The sequence below is a fragment of the Janthinobacterium sp. Ant5-2-1 genome (assembly GCF_001445815.1).
Lineage (GTDB): Bacteria > Pseudomonadota > Gammaproteobacteria > Burkholderiales > Burkholderiaceae_D > Janthinobacterium > Janthinobacterium lividum_E.
Genome location: NZ_LNCE01000045.1, coordinates 1 through 13,329, shown reverse-complemented (window position 1 = coordinate 13,329; position 13,329 = coordinate 1). Strand labels below are relative to the sequence as shown.

Here is a 13,329-nt window from a genome sequence, read left to right as displayed (position 1 = left end):
TCTTCTGATCACTTCCTTGCCGACGTGTGTGTCTGCTACGCCACGATAACGAAAGTTTCGTGACGCCCTGCAGATTGAATCGAAAGATAAGACGCCTTTATTTGCTCGATTAAGCGATAAATTGCCGTTATAACTTTCTTTTTGTTGACGATACTTATTTTTCTTTTTAAAGTAATCCCAAGAAAACGAAAATCAGCCGATACGGACTGATTTCCCGGAAGGTGCAACTGCCTGGAGCTACCTTCCGACGACCACCATAAAAATTGCATCCCCCCGACTTCGCCCTGGAGCGGGGAGGGCGCGCATAACCCTCGATATAGACGGAGAGACACCATGCATACCACCCGACTCAAATTGCGCGACATCAGCCGCGCCGCCGCGATCGTGATCGCCCTGGCGGCCGGCGTGCCAGGCCAGGCCTGGGCACAGTCGAACGCCACCAGCACCATTTTCGGCGAAGTGAGCGCGCCGGCCGGCGCCACCGTGGTGCTGGAAAACCTGGCGACGGGCGTGCAGCGCACCTTGACGCCCGATACGTCGGGCCGCTACGTGGCCAACTCCATGCCGCCAGGCCGCTATGCGGTGCGCGTGCTGCGTGCCGGTTCGGTGGAATCATCGCAGGAAGTCGAAGCCCTGATCGGCGCGGGCGCGGAAGCGAACTTCGGTCCGGCCAGCGCGGCTGGCGCCGTGGGCCAGGAGCAGACCGTCGTGGTGAAAGCGTCGCGCAATCCGATCGACGTGTCGAACACGAACAATGGCGTGATCTTCACGGCCAAGGAATTGAAGGCGCTGCCGGTCGGCAATGACGTCGCGTCCATCGTGCAGCTGACGCCGGGCGTTTCGCGCGGCACCAACAGCGTGTATGGCAATGCGCCATCGATCGGCGGCTCGGGCCAGTCGGAAAACGCGTTCTACGTCAACGGTTTCCCCATCACGAACATCCTGACACAGGTGGGCGCGTCGGAGCTGCCATTTGGCGCGATCTCGAACCTGCAGGTGCTGTCGGGCGGCTACGGTTCCGAATTTGGCCGCTCCACGGGCGGTGTGATCAACATCACCACCAAGAGCGGCGGCAACAAGGTCGAATTCGGCGGCAAGGTCTCCATCATCCCCCGTTCGCTGAAGGGCGAGCCGGAAAACACCTATTACCCGAACACGGGCGCCAATCCCAAGACGGACGGTAATCTGCTGTACTGGAACCGCGACAATGGCAGCACCAGCAAGGTGGTGGGCCTGTACGGCAGCGGTCCCCTGATCAAGAACAAGCTGTTCGCCTTCGTGGCGCTGGAACAGACGCGCACGGACAGCCAGTCCGTTGCCGCCGCCGCCGACTCGGGCACGGCCCTGGCGCGCGGCTGGAGCACGAGCCAGAGCAAGGTGGACCGCATGATGGCCAAGCTGGACTACAACCTGACTGACGACCATCACTTCGAATACACCAAGCTGTATGACCGTACGAAAACAGACAGCCAGGCGTATGGCTACAGCTACGCCACGCACGCGAGCAATGGCGTACAGGCAGGCAAGGGCGAGACGACGGTCAACTGCTGCGGTTCGTCGGCCGCGCCGGGCGCCAACATCGACATCTTCAAGTACACGGGCTACCTGACGGACAACCTGACCGTGACGGCCATGATGGGCGAATCGCGCACCTCGCACACCCGTACGCCGAATGGCTACAATCCGCTGCTGGCGCAAACGTCGTCGAATACCTCGACCCAGGTGCCCGGCCTGACGTACGCCAATCCGCAAACGGTGACGGGCACCCTGGTCGACCCGTCGTCGGAAGACCGCCAGAAAGCCAAGCGCCTGGACCTCGAATACAAGCTGGGCAAGCACTCGCTGCGCGGCGGCATCGACCGCATCGACGTGGAATCGAAAGTGGGCCTGAGCCTGGCCGGCGGTTACCGCTGGAGCTATCAGCGCGCGACCGATCCGAACCGGGCCATCAACGGCGCCTTTGAAACGCCGGCCCAGGGCGGCGGCTACGGCGCGCTGGGCTATTACGTCAGCAAGGACTTGAACGCCAACCTGGCGCGTCCGACCAGCGTGCAATCGGCGCAATACATCCAGGACCATTATCAGGTCACGGAACGGGTGCTGCTGGACCTGGGCCTGCGCCGCGAGCAGTTCACCAACTACAGCACCGATGGCGTGGCCTTCATTTCGCAGCGCAACATGATTGCCCCGCGCGTGGGCGCCACCTGGGATTACCTGGGCGACGGCACCCTGAAATTCTTCGCCAACGGCGGCCGCTACCACCTGCCCGTGCCGTCGAATTTGTCGAGCAACATGGCCAGCCCCTTCCTGGCCACGAGCGAGATGTACACGTACACGGGCATCGATCCCGTCACGGGCGCGCCGACGGGCCTGCACGCGATCAGCAAGCCGTATTCGGCCAACAATGCGTATGGCCAGAGCCGCGATGCGCGTGAAGTGACGGCCGTCGGCCTGAAGCCGCTGTCGCAGGATGAATTCTCGCTGGGCTTCGAACGCGCCCTGAGCAAGAAGCTGGTGGTGGGCGCCAGCGTCCTGTACCGCAAGCTGAACGACACCAACGACGACACCTGCGACGCGCGTCCGCTGCAAGCCTGGGCCACGCGCAACAGCGTCGACACGAGCAACTGGGGCGGCTTCCAGTGCGCCATCATCAACCCGGGCCGCGACAACAGCCTGATGGTCGATTTTGACGACGGCAAGGGCTTGCGCCGCGTGGATATTTCGGCGGCGGAGTGGGGCAATCCGAAACCGGCACGCACCTACCGCGCCTTGAACATGTTTATCGAGCACCCGTACACGAACGGCTGGTACGGCAAGCTGACCTACACCTTGTCCGGCTTGAAGGGCAATATGGAAGGCCAGACGGACAGCATCGGCGGCGGCGACGTGGGCCTGACGGTCAGCGACGACCACAAGGAACTGATGTACAACGCGTATGGCTACCTGCCGGGCGACCACCGCCACGCCTTCAAGGCCTACGGCTTCATGCAGGTCATCCCGGACGTGATGGTCGGCGCCAACCTGTCGCTGACGTCGGGCGCGCCGCGCAACTGCATCGGCGCGCTGCCCGACAACCTGAAGTTCGAAAACGACTACGGCGATTCCTACTTCTATTGCGATGGCAAGCCGGCGCCGCGCGGCAGCCAGGGCCGCCTGCCTTGGCAAGCCCAGCTGGACATGAATCTGGCCTATACTCCCAGCGCCGTCAAGGGCCTGAGCCTGAAAGTGGACGTGTTCAATGTGTTCAACAGCCAGACCGTGACCCGCTACAACGAGACGCGCGAAGACCATGGCGCCATCGCCCGCAGCTATCTGCAGGTGGCTGGCCGCACGGCGCCGCGTTCCGTGCGCTTCACGGCGGAATACACCTATTAAACTGCAGCCGGCCTGCCACGCGGCGGGCCGGCGACGATCATTACCAATGGAAGCGAGAAGAGACCAATGACGACACAATTCAATCGACGCAATTTCCTGTCCGCCAGCGCCGCGCTGGCCGGTGGCGCCATGGCAGGCAGCACTTTGCTGCCTGGCGAGGCCAACGCCGCACCCGCCGCCGGCCGCGACAAAGTCCGCCTGGGCCTGATCGGCACGGGCATGCGCGGCCAGGTGCTGCTGGCTGAACTGGTGCGCCGCGATGACGTGGAAGTGGTGGCCCTGTGCGATATCGAACCGATCATGCTGAAACACGCGCTGGGCCAGGTGGCCAAAGCCGGCAAGCCCCGTCCCCGCACGTACGGCGAAGACCGCGACCAGAAAGCCTACAAGCGCATGCTGGACGCGGGCGGCCTCGATGGCGTGATCATCGCCACGCCGTGGGAATTCCACGCGCCGATGGCGATTGCCGCCATGCAGGCGAAGATCGCCGTCGGCTGCGAAGTGGTGGCCGGCATCACCCTGCAAGACCACTGGGATGTGCTCAATACCCAGTTGAAGACTGGCACGCCGTACATGCTGCTGGAAAACGTGTGCTACCGCCGCGATGTGATGGCCGCGCTGCAGATGGTGCGCGCGGGCCTGTTCGGCGAACTGCTGCACCTTCAGGGCGGCTACCAGCACGATTTGCGCGCCGTGAAATTCAACAGCGGCAATCCGGCCAAGCCGTATGGCGGCGGCGTGGAATTCGGCGAGAAGGGCTGGTCGGAAGCCCATTGGCGCACGCAGCATTCGGTCGAGCGCAATGGCGAGCTGTATCCGAGCCACGGCATCGGCCCATGCGCGATGTACACCAACATCAACCGCGGCAACCGTTTTACGCGCATCAACGCCTTCGCCACCAAGGCGCGCGGCTTGCACGACTATATCGTCAAGCAGCCGGGCGGCGCCCAGCATGCGAACGCCAAGGTGAAATTCAAGCTGGGCGACATCGTCACCACCACGCTGGCGTGCGAGAACGGCGAAACCATCATCCTGCAGCACGATACGAGCCTGCCGCGTCCGTATTCGCTGGGCTTCCGCGTGCAAGGCACGGACGGCCTGTGGATGGACTTGAACAATTCGATCCACATCGAAGGCGTCAGCAAGCCGCACCAGTGGGACGACTTCAAGGCCTACCAGGACAAGTACGAGCACCCGGTGTGGCGCAAATACGCGGCGCAAGCGGAAGGTGCGGGCCACGGCGGCATGGACTTCTTCGTCATCCACGCCTTTGTCGAAGCCCTGAAGGCGAATGCGCCGATGCCGATCGATATCTACGATGCCGTGACGTGGAGCGCCATCACGCCCCTGTCCGAGCAATCGATCGCCGCCAACTTCCAGACCCTGGACTTCCCGGATTTCACGGGCGGACAGTGGAAATCGCGCAAGCCGATCTTCGCCCTCGACGGCAAGTACTAAGCTCCATTCGCCCGCTACCGCACCAGTTGCCGTAGCGGGTTTTTTCTATCCATCCAGTTTTTCAACCGCGGCGCAGGCGCGCAGGCCCGTGTTCGCCCGCCGCAAAGCTGTACCACCAGGAGACGTTGATGAAACACAGAAGTTCATTACTCTATGCCATCCTTCCCGCCATGCCCTTGCTGCTGGCAGCTTGCGGCGGCGCCACCGCCACGGGCAACGGCAATACGGCCTTGCTGGCCGCCAGTGTGGCGGCACCGGCCACGACGGCAACCGTGGAGCTGGCCGGCAACGCCTTCATCACCAGCGGGAACGCGGGCGCCGTCATCAACGATCGTGGCCTGGCCGGCTGGAGTGATCCGAATGCCGTCGCCAGCACGTATTTCCGCGTGGCCGAGGCGGGACCCGTGCAGGTGGCGCTCGACGCCAGCCTGGCCGATGGCGGCAACAGCACCATCCGCGTGAAGATCAACGGCACGCCGTTCGACGTCAAGCTGACCGGAAAGGAACGCAAGACCTATGCCGTTGGCACGGTCAATGTGCCGGCGGCCGGCTATGTGAAGGTCGACATGCAGGGCTTGAAGCGCGTGAAGGGCACGTTCGGCGACGTCTCGGCGCTGAAGGTGACGTCGAACGCCGCGCTCACCTACGCGAATGACCCCGCCAATTACTACTGGTCGCGGCGCGGCCCGTCCGTGCACATGGGTTACACGGTGCCGGCCAATACCGAGTATTTTTATAACGAGATGACGATTCCCCAAGGCCAGGATGCCATCGGCTCCTACTTCATGGCCAACGGCTTCAGCCAGGGTTACATGGGTATCCAGGTGAAGTCGCCGAGCGAGCGCTGGATCTTGTTCTCCGTGTGGGACGCCGACAATGGCGCCAAGACCACCCTGGTCAGCAAGGGTGCCGGCGTGGTCGACAACGCATTTGGCGGGGAGGGCACCGGCGGGCAGACGTACCTGTCGTATAACTGGACGGCCGGCACGACCTACCGCTTCATCACGCGCGCGCGGCCCGACGGCAATGGCGGCAGCGATTATTCGGCCTGGTTCTTCGCGCCCGAAACGGGCAAGTGGCGCTACATCGCCACGTGGAAGCGGCCCGCGATCTCCACGTATCTGACGGGCGTGCATTCCTTCCTCGAAAACTTCATCGACACCCTGGGCTACACGGAGCGCCGCGTCCAGTTCGGCAACCAGTGGGCCAGGAACGTTTCCGGGACATGGACCGAAGTGACGGCGGGAAGGTTCACGGGCGACGCCACGGCCACGAATGCGCAGCGCATGGATTATGCGGGCGGGCTGGAAAACGGCAAGTTCTACCTGCATAACGGCGGCTTCTTCGCCGACTATGTGAAAACCAGCCAGAACTTCACGCGCCCGGCCACGGGCCAGGCGCCTGCCGTCGACGTCAGCGCCTTGCCGATGCAGTAAGTCTTACCCTGGCCGCTTGCCCACCATCGCATCGATGCCGCGATAGTAGGCGAGCGGCCGGCCTATCGTCACGCCCATCAGTGCCGCCGCCTGGATGATGTCGTCCGTGTCGCGCCGGTAGACGATCAGCGCATCCATTTCATCGGAGCCGTTGCCGTCGATCTGGATCAGGTCATAGCCGCCTTTGTCCACGGCGCGCTGCGCCAGTTCCGTGTCCAGCCACTCGAAATAGGGCAGCACGCTGCCGTCGCTTTCCTTGAGCAGTGCGTACGGGAAGTCGGGGAATTCGTCGAACATGTCCTGTATCTGTTCGTGCAGTTCATCGATCTTGTCGCTCGACGCCATGTAGCCGCCCAGTTGCGAGAGGAGTTCCACCGCGTAGGCTTGCGCATCGCTGTCGATCCACTCGTCGCGTGGCGCGGAAGGCGCATCGGTGATGGCGGCGACGGCGTGGTCGAGTTCCTCGCCTTCCAGGTCGCCGCAGGTCAGCTTGGTCAAAAGTTCGGATAAGAGCATGGTTGCCTTTCAGGCGAGGGGCATGGCCACGGTGGCTGCCTTGTCGATGAAGTTGCCAATACTATCATTGCCGTGCAGCTTGCTGCGTTCCGCAGAAGTCGTACGGCGACCTTCGCCTACTTGTCAACTAGACATTTTCGTGCCAGGCGGATACACTGGAAATATTTCCATGTGGAAATTTTGTCGATGCCTGGACAGGCGTAGGTGCGCTTGTCGGCCTTTGCCCATTACTTGTTACCCATTTCTTCATTTCATCCAGGATCATCCATGTTTGTCCGAACCACCATGCTGCGCGCGCTGGCGTGCGCCGTCTTGCTGCCTGCGCTGTTGTCCGCCTGCGTCAACGGCCGCAATAGCGCGCCTGCGTTTACCTACACGACCCCCGACCTTGCCAAGGGCGTTGTCGTCGGCACCGTGTTCGAGAGCTCCGTCTTCGAGGCGCATGGCGCCAGGTTCGGCATCGTCAGCAGCGAGCCTGGCGCCCTCGAGGGCAAAAGTCTGTGGTTATCCAGCCATGCTCCCGCCGGCCAGGTCGCCTTGCAGAATGTCTTGCCAAAAGTGCCTACGGGCAAGGGCAGTACCTTTGCGCTGCAGCTGACGCCGGGACGCTACAGCGTTATCATCTGGCTGCTTGATTATGGATTCAGGTCCAGGTACTCCGAAGCGTCGCCGAAGGCGATCGAGTTTGACGTCGTGGCTGGCAAGGTCATCTATCTGGGACGTCTGGATGCCAACCGTTTCCTGGAACTGGCTTCGATACACGACAATTTCGAGGAAGATATCGTCTACCTGAAGAAAAATCCCTTGCTGGCCAATGCCAGCATCGAGAACAAGGCGCTCGAGGTGCGTGAATGGTGGCTACAGGACGCCCTTGGCAAGGAAATTCAGGAAAGAAACCGCGCCAAATAAGCACCTGCAGGGTGCGCCGCGCACGCGTCACGGGCCTTCCTGACGACCATGGCCAAGGGCGCGCTCGACACTCTGTACTGCCGGCGCGACCCTGCGCTACATTTTTTGATGCATCAGAGCGGCCAGGCCTGCTTGGTGACGGCCACGGCAACGATGTAGGCAAATACCAGCACGGCGAGCGCGAAGGCAGTGCCGCGCACGGCTGGCGTCTTGCCCCGTTTTAGCGCGATGGTACCCAGCACGATGTAGGCGACCAGCGCGCACAGCTTGGCGGCCAGCCAGGGCTGGCTGCCTGGCGACTGGCCGCTCCACACGGCCAGGGCGATGGCGCTGGCCAGCAAGGCCGTGTCGACCAGGTGCGGCAGGATTTTTACCCAGCGCTGCTGCAAGGCGGGCGAGGCGCGCAGCATCCATGCGCCGCGCAAGAGGAAAAGCAAGCCGCTGGCGGCGGCGCAACCCATGTGGAAATGCTTGAGGCTCAGATAGTCCATGCGTGATGTGGTGGGCGTTGATTGACGGTGGCGCCAGCATAGCCGCCTTTGGCGCGCCGCGCCATACACCGTCGGGAGGAGACGACCTAAGGCAGGAATTTGACGTACACGAGTTCCGGGTCTCCATCGTCGAGATGGTCGATCTGCCCGCTGCGCACGAAACCCGCGCTGGCGAACAGCCGTTGCGCGGCCAGGTTGGACTGGTTCGTCGACGTGAAAAGCTTCGCCGTCGTGCACGCGGCTTCGGCGGCGGCCAGCAGGCGCACGCCCACGCCGCAGCGCTGATGCGCGGGCGAGACCACCACCAGCGAGACAAAGCCGTAATCGAAGAAATCGTCGTGCGTGAGGACATAGCCGGCCACCTGGCCGGCCCGGATGGCCACCTGGCAATGGCCTTTGCCGACGGCGTCGCGCACGGCCTCGCCCCGGCTGGCGTGCCCCTGCGCATAGGCATCGCAGGCCAGCATGGCGTCCACATCGCTTGGCAGCGCGGCGCGCGTGATGATCCCGTCTGTTTCGTCCCTGTTCTGCATGGCGTTCCTTTTCTCCAGGCGCCGAGTGTGCCAAAAATGCGTCCGTTTGTAAAACACCCGCCATCCAGGCTAGGTTCATACCTCGCCATCTAGTCACTTTTGCCGATGCGGCTATCCAGATTGCCTTTCCAGAATCACCCTGTGGCCGATAGTGCCTTTCGACTCTGCCACGTAAGCTGGTCGGGACGGCTGGCCAGACGGCCAGTGCATTCATGGAGAAACATCGTGGCTACCCTAGATGGCACTAAGAACAACAGTAGTAACAAGGCAGTCGAACCCGGCAAGCGGCGCAAGCAGGCGTCCGTGCTGATCAGCAGCACCTTCGCCTTCACCATCTGCTTCGCGGTATGGATGATGTTTGCCGTACTGGGCATCCCCATCAAGACCAGCCTGGGCTTGACTGAAACACAATTTGGCCTGCTGGCCGCCATGCCCGTGCTGACGGGCTCTCTCGTGCGCGTGCCCCTGGGCATCTGGACGGACAAATACGGCGGACGCCGCGTCTTCTTTTGGCTGATGCTGGCCAGCGTGCTGCCGATCTACCTGATCTCCTACGCCACCGCCTACTGGCACTTCCTCGTGCTGGGCATGTTCGTGGGCCTGGCGGGCGGCTCGTTTTCCGTCGGCACGCCTTACGTGGCGCGCTGGTATGAAAAGGAGCGCCGCGGCCTGGCGATGGGTATCTTCGGCGCCGGCAATTCCGGTTCCGCGCTGACGAAGTTCGTCGCACCCGGCATCGTCGCCGCCTTCGGCTGGCAGATGCTGCCCAAGGTGTATGCGGTAGCCATGCTGGCCACGGCCATCATCTTCTGGCTGTTTTCGTACACGGACAAATCGCATCTGGCGCCATCGGGCGAAAGCTTTTCGGCGCAGATGAAGGTGCTGAAGGACCCGCGCGTGTGGCGCTACTGCCAGTACTACTCGGTGGTGTTCGGCGGCTACGTGGCGCTGGCGCTGTGGATGACGAAGTATTACGTGGCCGAATACGGTTTCGACCTGAAACACGCGGCGCTGCTGGCTGCCTGCTTCTCGCTGCCGGGCGGCGTGCTGCGCGCCATGGGCGGCTGGATCTCCGACAAATACGGTGCGGCGAAAGTCACCTGGGCCGTGATGTGGGTGTGCTGGGTGTGCTTCTTCCTGCTGTCGTATCCGCAAACACAGATGGTCGTGGAAACCGTCACTGGCCCGCTGGCCTTCCATATCGGCCTGTCGCCGCTGTGGTTCACCGTGCTGCTGTTCATCGTCGGCATCGCCATGGCCGTGGGCAAGGCGTCCGTCTTCAAGTTCATCGGCGATGATTTTTCCGACAATATCGGCGCCGTCTCGGGCGTGGTCGGCCTGGCCGGCGGCCTCGGTGGCTTCATCCTGCCCGTGATGTTCGGCGCCCTGGTGGACTTCACGGGCGTGCGTTCGAGTTCCTTCATGCTCCTGTACGGCACCGTCTGCGTCTCCCTCGTCTGGATGTATTTCTCGTTCAAGCCGCTGCGCGCGGCACCTACCAACCAACTCGCAGGAGCTAAAGCATGAGCCGCTACATGATCAATACGTGGGAGCCGGAAACCCCGAGCTTCTGGCAAAACACGGGCAAGGCCACGGCCGCGCGCAATCTGTGGATTTCGATCCCCGCGCTGCTGCTGGCATTCGCCGTGTGGATGGTGTGGAGCGTGGTGGTGGTCAACCTGCCCAACATCGGCTTCACCTACAGTAACAACCAGCTGTTCTGGCTGACGGCCTTGCCGGGCCTGTCCGGCGCCACCTTGCGCATCTTTTATTCGTTCATGGTGCCGATCTTCGGCGGGCGCCGCTGGACGGCCATTTCCACGGGCTCGCTGCTGATCCCCGCCATCGGCATTGGCCTGGCCGTGCAGGACGTGAACACCGGTTATCCGACCATGCTGATCCTGGCCTTGCTGTGCGGCTTCGGCGGCGGCAATTTCGCCTCGTCGATGGCCAACATCAGCTTTTTCTATCCGAAGGCCAGCAAGGGTTTCGCACTGGGCATGAATGCGGGCCTGGGCAACCTGGGCGTGTCGGTGGTGCAGTTCGTCGTACCGCTGGTGATCACGTTTGCCGTTTTCGGCGCCTGGGGCGGCGATTCGCTCACCTGGGTCAAGAATGGCGTGAGCAAGGAAATGTGGCTGCAAAACGCGGGCTTCATCTGGGTGCCGTTCATTGCGCTGTCGACCTTGCTGGCCTGGTTCGGCATGAATGACCTGGCGTCGGCGAAAGCCTCGTTTTCCGAGCAGGCCGTGATCTTCAAGCGCAAGCATAACTGGCTCATGTGCTGGCTGTACACGGGCACTTTCGGCTCCTTCATCGGTTATTCGGCCGCGTTTCCACTGCTGATCAAGATCCAGTTTCCCGACGTGAATCCGCTCGATTACGCCTTCCTGGGACCATTGGTCGGTGCCCTGGCGCGCGTGGCCGGCGGCGTGATTTCCGACAAACTGGGCGGCGCCCGCGTCACCCTGTGGTCCTTCCTGCTGATGATAGCCGCCGTGCTGGGCGTGCTGTACTTCATGCCGCAAGCGGGAGTGGGTGGTAGTTTCAATGGCTTCTTCTGGATGTTCATGCTGCTGTTCGCCGGCACGGGCATCGGCAACGCGTCGACCTTCCGCATGATCCCCGTGATCTTTTTGACGGAGCATCAGCGCGCCGCCGCCGGCAAGGGCAAGGCGGTACAGGAGCAAGCCATCGTCGACGCCAACAAGGAAGGCGCGGCCGTCCTGGGCTTCACCTCGGCCGTGGCCGCATACGGCGCCTTCTTCATCCCGAAAAGCTATGGCACGTCGATTGCGCTGACGGGCAGCCCCGACGCGGCCCTGTGGTGCTTCATCGGCTTTTATGTCAGCTGCATCGCGATCACCTGGTGGTGCTATGCGCGCAAGAATGCGCCGATGCCTTGCTAGTTAGCGTCAGAACGCCGGGCGAGTCCTGCTTGCCCGGCGTTGAACACAGTAAGAGGTAGCCATGGAAGAACTGGAAAAATTCGTCAACGGCTTCAGCCTGTTTCAGCAGCAGTACTTCAGCGAGCCGCAAACCCTGTACGACAGCCTGCGCGACGGGCAGCGGCCCTCGACCCTGCTGATCGGCTGCTGCGATTCGAGGGTCGATCCCATGCTGCTGACGGGCAGCGACCCGGGCGACATGTTCGTCGTGCGCAATATCGCGAACCTCGTGCCGCCGTGCACGCCCGATGCGCCGCCCGGTGTCAGTTCGGCCATCGAGTTCGCCGTCTGCAAGCTGGAAGTGGCCAGGGTCATCGTGCTCGGACATGCGCGCTGCGGCGGCATCCGCGCGCTGCTGGAACCGCAGCCGCGCGCGGAGGGGCAGGAAACGGACTTCGTGGGCCAGTGGATGCGCATCGCCGAACCGGTGGCGCAAAGGGTGAGGCGCGAGCTGGCGCACCGCTCGTCGGCGGAACAGCACCACGCGTGCGAGCTGGCCAGCATATTGCAGTCGCTGGACAACCTGCTCACTTACCCGTGGCTGAAGCGCCGGGTGGAGCAGGGGGCGTTGAAACTGCATGGATGGTATTTCGACATCGACAGCGGGGCGCTGATGGCGTATTCGGCGCGCCAGCAGCAGTTTTTGCCCTTGGTCTGTCCGATAGAAAGGGCGCGTCATCTGCATGAGCGCCCTTGGCCGGATACGGCCAGGTAAGCTGGTATGTAGCGTCAACAATGTGTCGGATTACGCGTGGCGTTGCCCCGCTAATCCGACCTACGTCACCCTATATCAATCATGTAGGTCGGATTAGGCCGCAGGCCGTAATCCGACAAGTTCCCTCAGCTAAAACGCAATAAATCCCCGCTGCGGTCAAACGCCAGCAGGCTGTCGATGCGGCCTTGCTCGATGGCCGTCACCATGGCGCGCAGGGGCGCTTCGCATTCCTGCGCCGCGGGCGGCTGGCCGTCCGTACCCGCCAGTCCCGCCACGAAGACCACGTCCCAGTGCGTCTGCATCTGTTTCGACTCCTCCTTCAATGTCTCGAAGCTGTCCAGTTCCTCGGGCAGCTTGTCGGCGCACATCACGGGCGTGAGGGACTTGCCCTGGCCGCCAGGCTGGGCCTGCGCCTGGGTAAAGGTGAACAGCAGGCGTTGCGGCTGCTCCTGGTTGCGGGCGCTGCTCAGCAGGCTGGCGTAATCGGTAATGCTCATGGTTTTCTCCTGATTGAACGATGGCGACAGGTATACCGCAGCTCCGCCTTGCCGCCCATAGGCAATAGTGACTATCCGGGTGACTACGCGCCTATGCATTCCTGGTGCCGGAAACCGACTTCTTGCCAATACCGCCGGGCGCGGCGCGTCGATAGACTGTTTGTATCGACGCTTGAGCCATCCTGCTTGCAGCGTTTTTTAAGACCTGGCGCCGCTGTCGGCGGCGCAATGTGGAGGTAGCATGAGTCACTTTCTGGACCGCCTGAAATTTTTTAGCAAGCCCGCCGAGCCGTTTTCAAACGGCCACGGCACCGTGGTCGATGAAGACCGTACCTGGGAAAACGCCTACCGCCAGCGCTGGCAGCACGACAAGATCGTGCGCTCCACGCATGGCGTGAACTGTACCGGCTCGTGCAGCTGGGAGGGATATGTCAAGAATGGCCTGATCACC

Annotated in this window: 12 protein-coding genes; 8 read left to right on the top strand and 4 right to left on the bottom strand. The window is 62.5% G+C overall.

Annotated elements, in window-relative coordinates; genetic code table 11:
• Positions 1-333 precede the first annotated feature (333 nt).
• The 3 genes from ASN89_RS14680 (at position 334) to ASN89_RS14670 (ending at position 6,269) form a co-directional block, all read left to right on the top strand.
• The gene (locus ASN89_RS14680; RefSeq protein WP_058049768.1) at positions 334-3,375 is read left to right on the top strand and encodes a TonB-dependent receptor; all 3,042 of its coding nucleotides are present in this window, start codon (positions 334-336) and stop codon (positions 3,373-3,375) included.
• A gap of 66 nt (positions 3,376-3,441) precedes the next feature.
• Entirely contained in the window at positions 3,442-4,833 is a 1,392-nt protein-coding gene (locus tag ASN89_RS14675) for a Gfo/Idh/MocA family protein (RefSeq protein ID WP_058049767.1), read from the top strand.
• Between the two features lie 128 nt (positions 4,834-4,961).
• Positions 4,962-6,269 (top strand): DUF3472 domain-containing protein, encoded by a 1,308-nt coding sequence (locus ASN89_RS14670; RefSeq protein ID WP_235501977.1) that lies wholly within the window; start codon positions 4,962-4,964, stop codon positions 6,267-6,269.
• Between the two features lie 3 nt (positions 6,270-6,272).
• On the opposite strand, the gene ASN89_RS14665 is transcribed toward ASN89_RS14670, so the two are convergent.
• Complete coding sequence (locus ASN89_RS14665) at positions 6,273-6,785, bottom strand: hypothetical protein (protein WP_152988574.1); 513 nt, start codon at positions 6,783-6,785, stop codon at positions 6,273-6,275.
• Between the two features lie 267 nt (positions 6,786-7,052).
• On the opposite strand from ASN89_RS14665, the gene ASN89_RS14660 reads away from it, so the two are divergent.
• A complete protein-coding gene (locus ASN89_RS14660) occupies positions 7,053-7,694 on the top strand; it encodes a hypothetical protein (protein ID WP_152988573.1) in 642 nt (213 codons plus the stop codon).
• Positions 7,695-7,807: 113 nt separating this feature from the next.
• On the opposite strand, the gene ASN89_RS14655 is transcribed toward ASN89_RS14660, so the two are convergent.
• Together ASN89_RS14655 and ASN89_RS14650 are read right to left on the bottom strand one after the other, a co-directional pair.
• Entirely contained in the window at positions 7,808-8,185 is a 378-nt protein-coding gene (locus tag ASN89_RS14655; protein WP_058049763.1) for a SirB2 family protein, read from the bottom strand.
• 86 nt (positions 8,186-8,271) lie between these two features.
• On the bottom strand, positions 8,272-8,718 hold the full coding sequence (locus ASN89_RS14650) for a GNAT family N-acetyltransferase (protein WP_058049762.1): 447 nt from the start codon (positions 8,716-8,718) through the stop codon (positions 8,272-8,274).
• A 225-nt stretch (positions 8,719-8,943) separates the two neighbouring features.
• On the opposite strand from ASN89_RS14650, the gene ASN89_RS14645 reads away from it, so the two are divergent.
• The 3 genes from ASN89_RS14645 (at position 8,944) to ASN89_RS14635 (ending at position 12,381) form a co-directional block, all read left to right on the top strand.
• A complete protein-coding gene (locus tag ASN89_RS14645; protein WP_414842516.1) occupies positions 8,944-10,245 on the top strand; it encodes an MFS transporter in 1,302 nt (433 codons plus the stop codon).
• Entirely contained in the window at positions 10,242-11,627 is a 1,386-nt protein-coding gene (locus ASN89_RS14640) for a NarK family nitrate/nitrite MFS transporter (RefSeq protein WP_058049760.1), read from the top strand. Before ASN89_RS14645 ends, ASN89_RS14640 begins: the two co-directional genes overlap by 4 nt.
• Positions 11,628-11,688: 61 nt before the next feature.
• Positions 11,689-12,381, top strand: coding sequence for a carbonic anhydrase (locus tag ASN89_RS14635; RefSeq protein WP_058049759.1), 693 nt, complete (start codon positions 11,689-11,691; stop codon positions 12,379-12,381).
• A gap of 125 nt (positions 12,382-12,506) precedes the next feature.
• Here the strand turns inward: ASN89_RS14635 and ASN89_RS14630 are convergent, their stop codons facing one another.
• Positions 12,507-12,878, bottom strand: coding sequence for a hypothetical protein (locus ASN89_RS14630; RefSeq protein WP_058049758.1), 372 nt, complete (start codon positions 12,876-12,878; stop codon positions 12,507-12,509).
• A gap of 241 nt (positions 12,879-13,119) precedes the next feature.
• On the opposite strand from ASN89_RS14630, the gene ASN89_RS14625 reads away from it, so the two are divergent.
• The coding region (locus tag ASN89_RS14625) for a hypothetical protein (RefSeq protein ID WP_152988572.1) at positions 13,120-13,329 on the top strand (210 nt) is incomplete at its 3' end.

What these genes read in the sequence shown, in the direction of transcription:
- ASN89_RS14660 (WP_152988573.1), top strand. Translation starts at nt 7,053, where the DNA reads ATGTTTGTCCGAACCACCATGCTGCGCGCGCTGGCGTGCGCCGTCTTG.
- ASN89_RS14680 (WP_058049768.1), top strand. Translation starts at nt 334, where the DNA reads ATGCATACCACCCGACTCAAATTGCGCGACATCAGCCGCGCCGCCGCG.
- ASN89_RS14675 (WP_058049767.1), top strand. Translation starts at nt 3,442, where the DNA reads ATGACGACACAATTCAATCGACGCAATTTCCTGTCCGCCAGCGCCGCG.
- ASN89_RS14655 (WP_058049763.1), bottom strand. Translation starts at nt 8,185, where the DNA reads ATGGACTATCTGAGCCTCAAGCATTTCCACATGGGTTGCGCCGCCGCC.
- ASN89_RS14650 (WP_058049762.1), bottom strand. Translation starts at nt 8,718, where the DNA reads ATGCAGAACAGGGACGAAACAGACGGGATCATCACGCGCGCCGCGCTG.
- ASN89_RS14635 (WP_058049759.1), top strand. Translation starts at nt 11,689, where the DNA reads ATGGAAGAACTGGAAAAATTCGTCAACGGCTTCAGCCTGTTTCAGCAG.
- ASN89_RS14630 (WP_058049758.1), bottom strand. Translation starts at nt 12,878, where the DNA reads ATGAGCATTACCGATTACGCCAGCCTGCTGAGCAGCGCCCGCAACCAG.
- ASN89_RS14665 (WP_152988574.1), bottom strand. Translation starts at nt 6,785, where the DNA reads ATGCTCTTATCCGAACTTTTGACCAAGCTGACCTGCGGCGACCTGGAA.
- ASN89_RS14640 (WP_058049760.1), top strand. Translation starts at nt 10,242, where the DNA reads ATGAGCCGCTACATGATCAATACGTGGGAGCCGGAAACCCCGAGCTTC.
- ASN89_RS14670 (WP_235501977.1), top strand. Translation starts at nt 4,962, where the DNA reads ATGAAACACAGAAGTTCATTACTCTATGCCATCCTTCCCGCCATGCCC.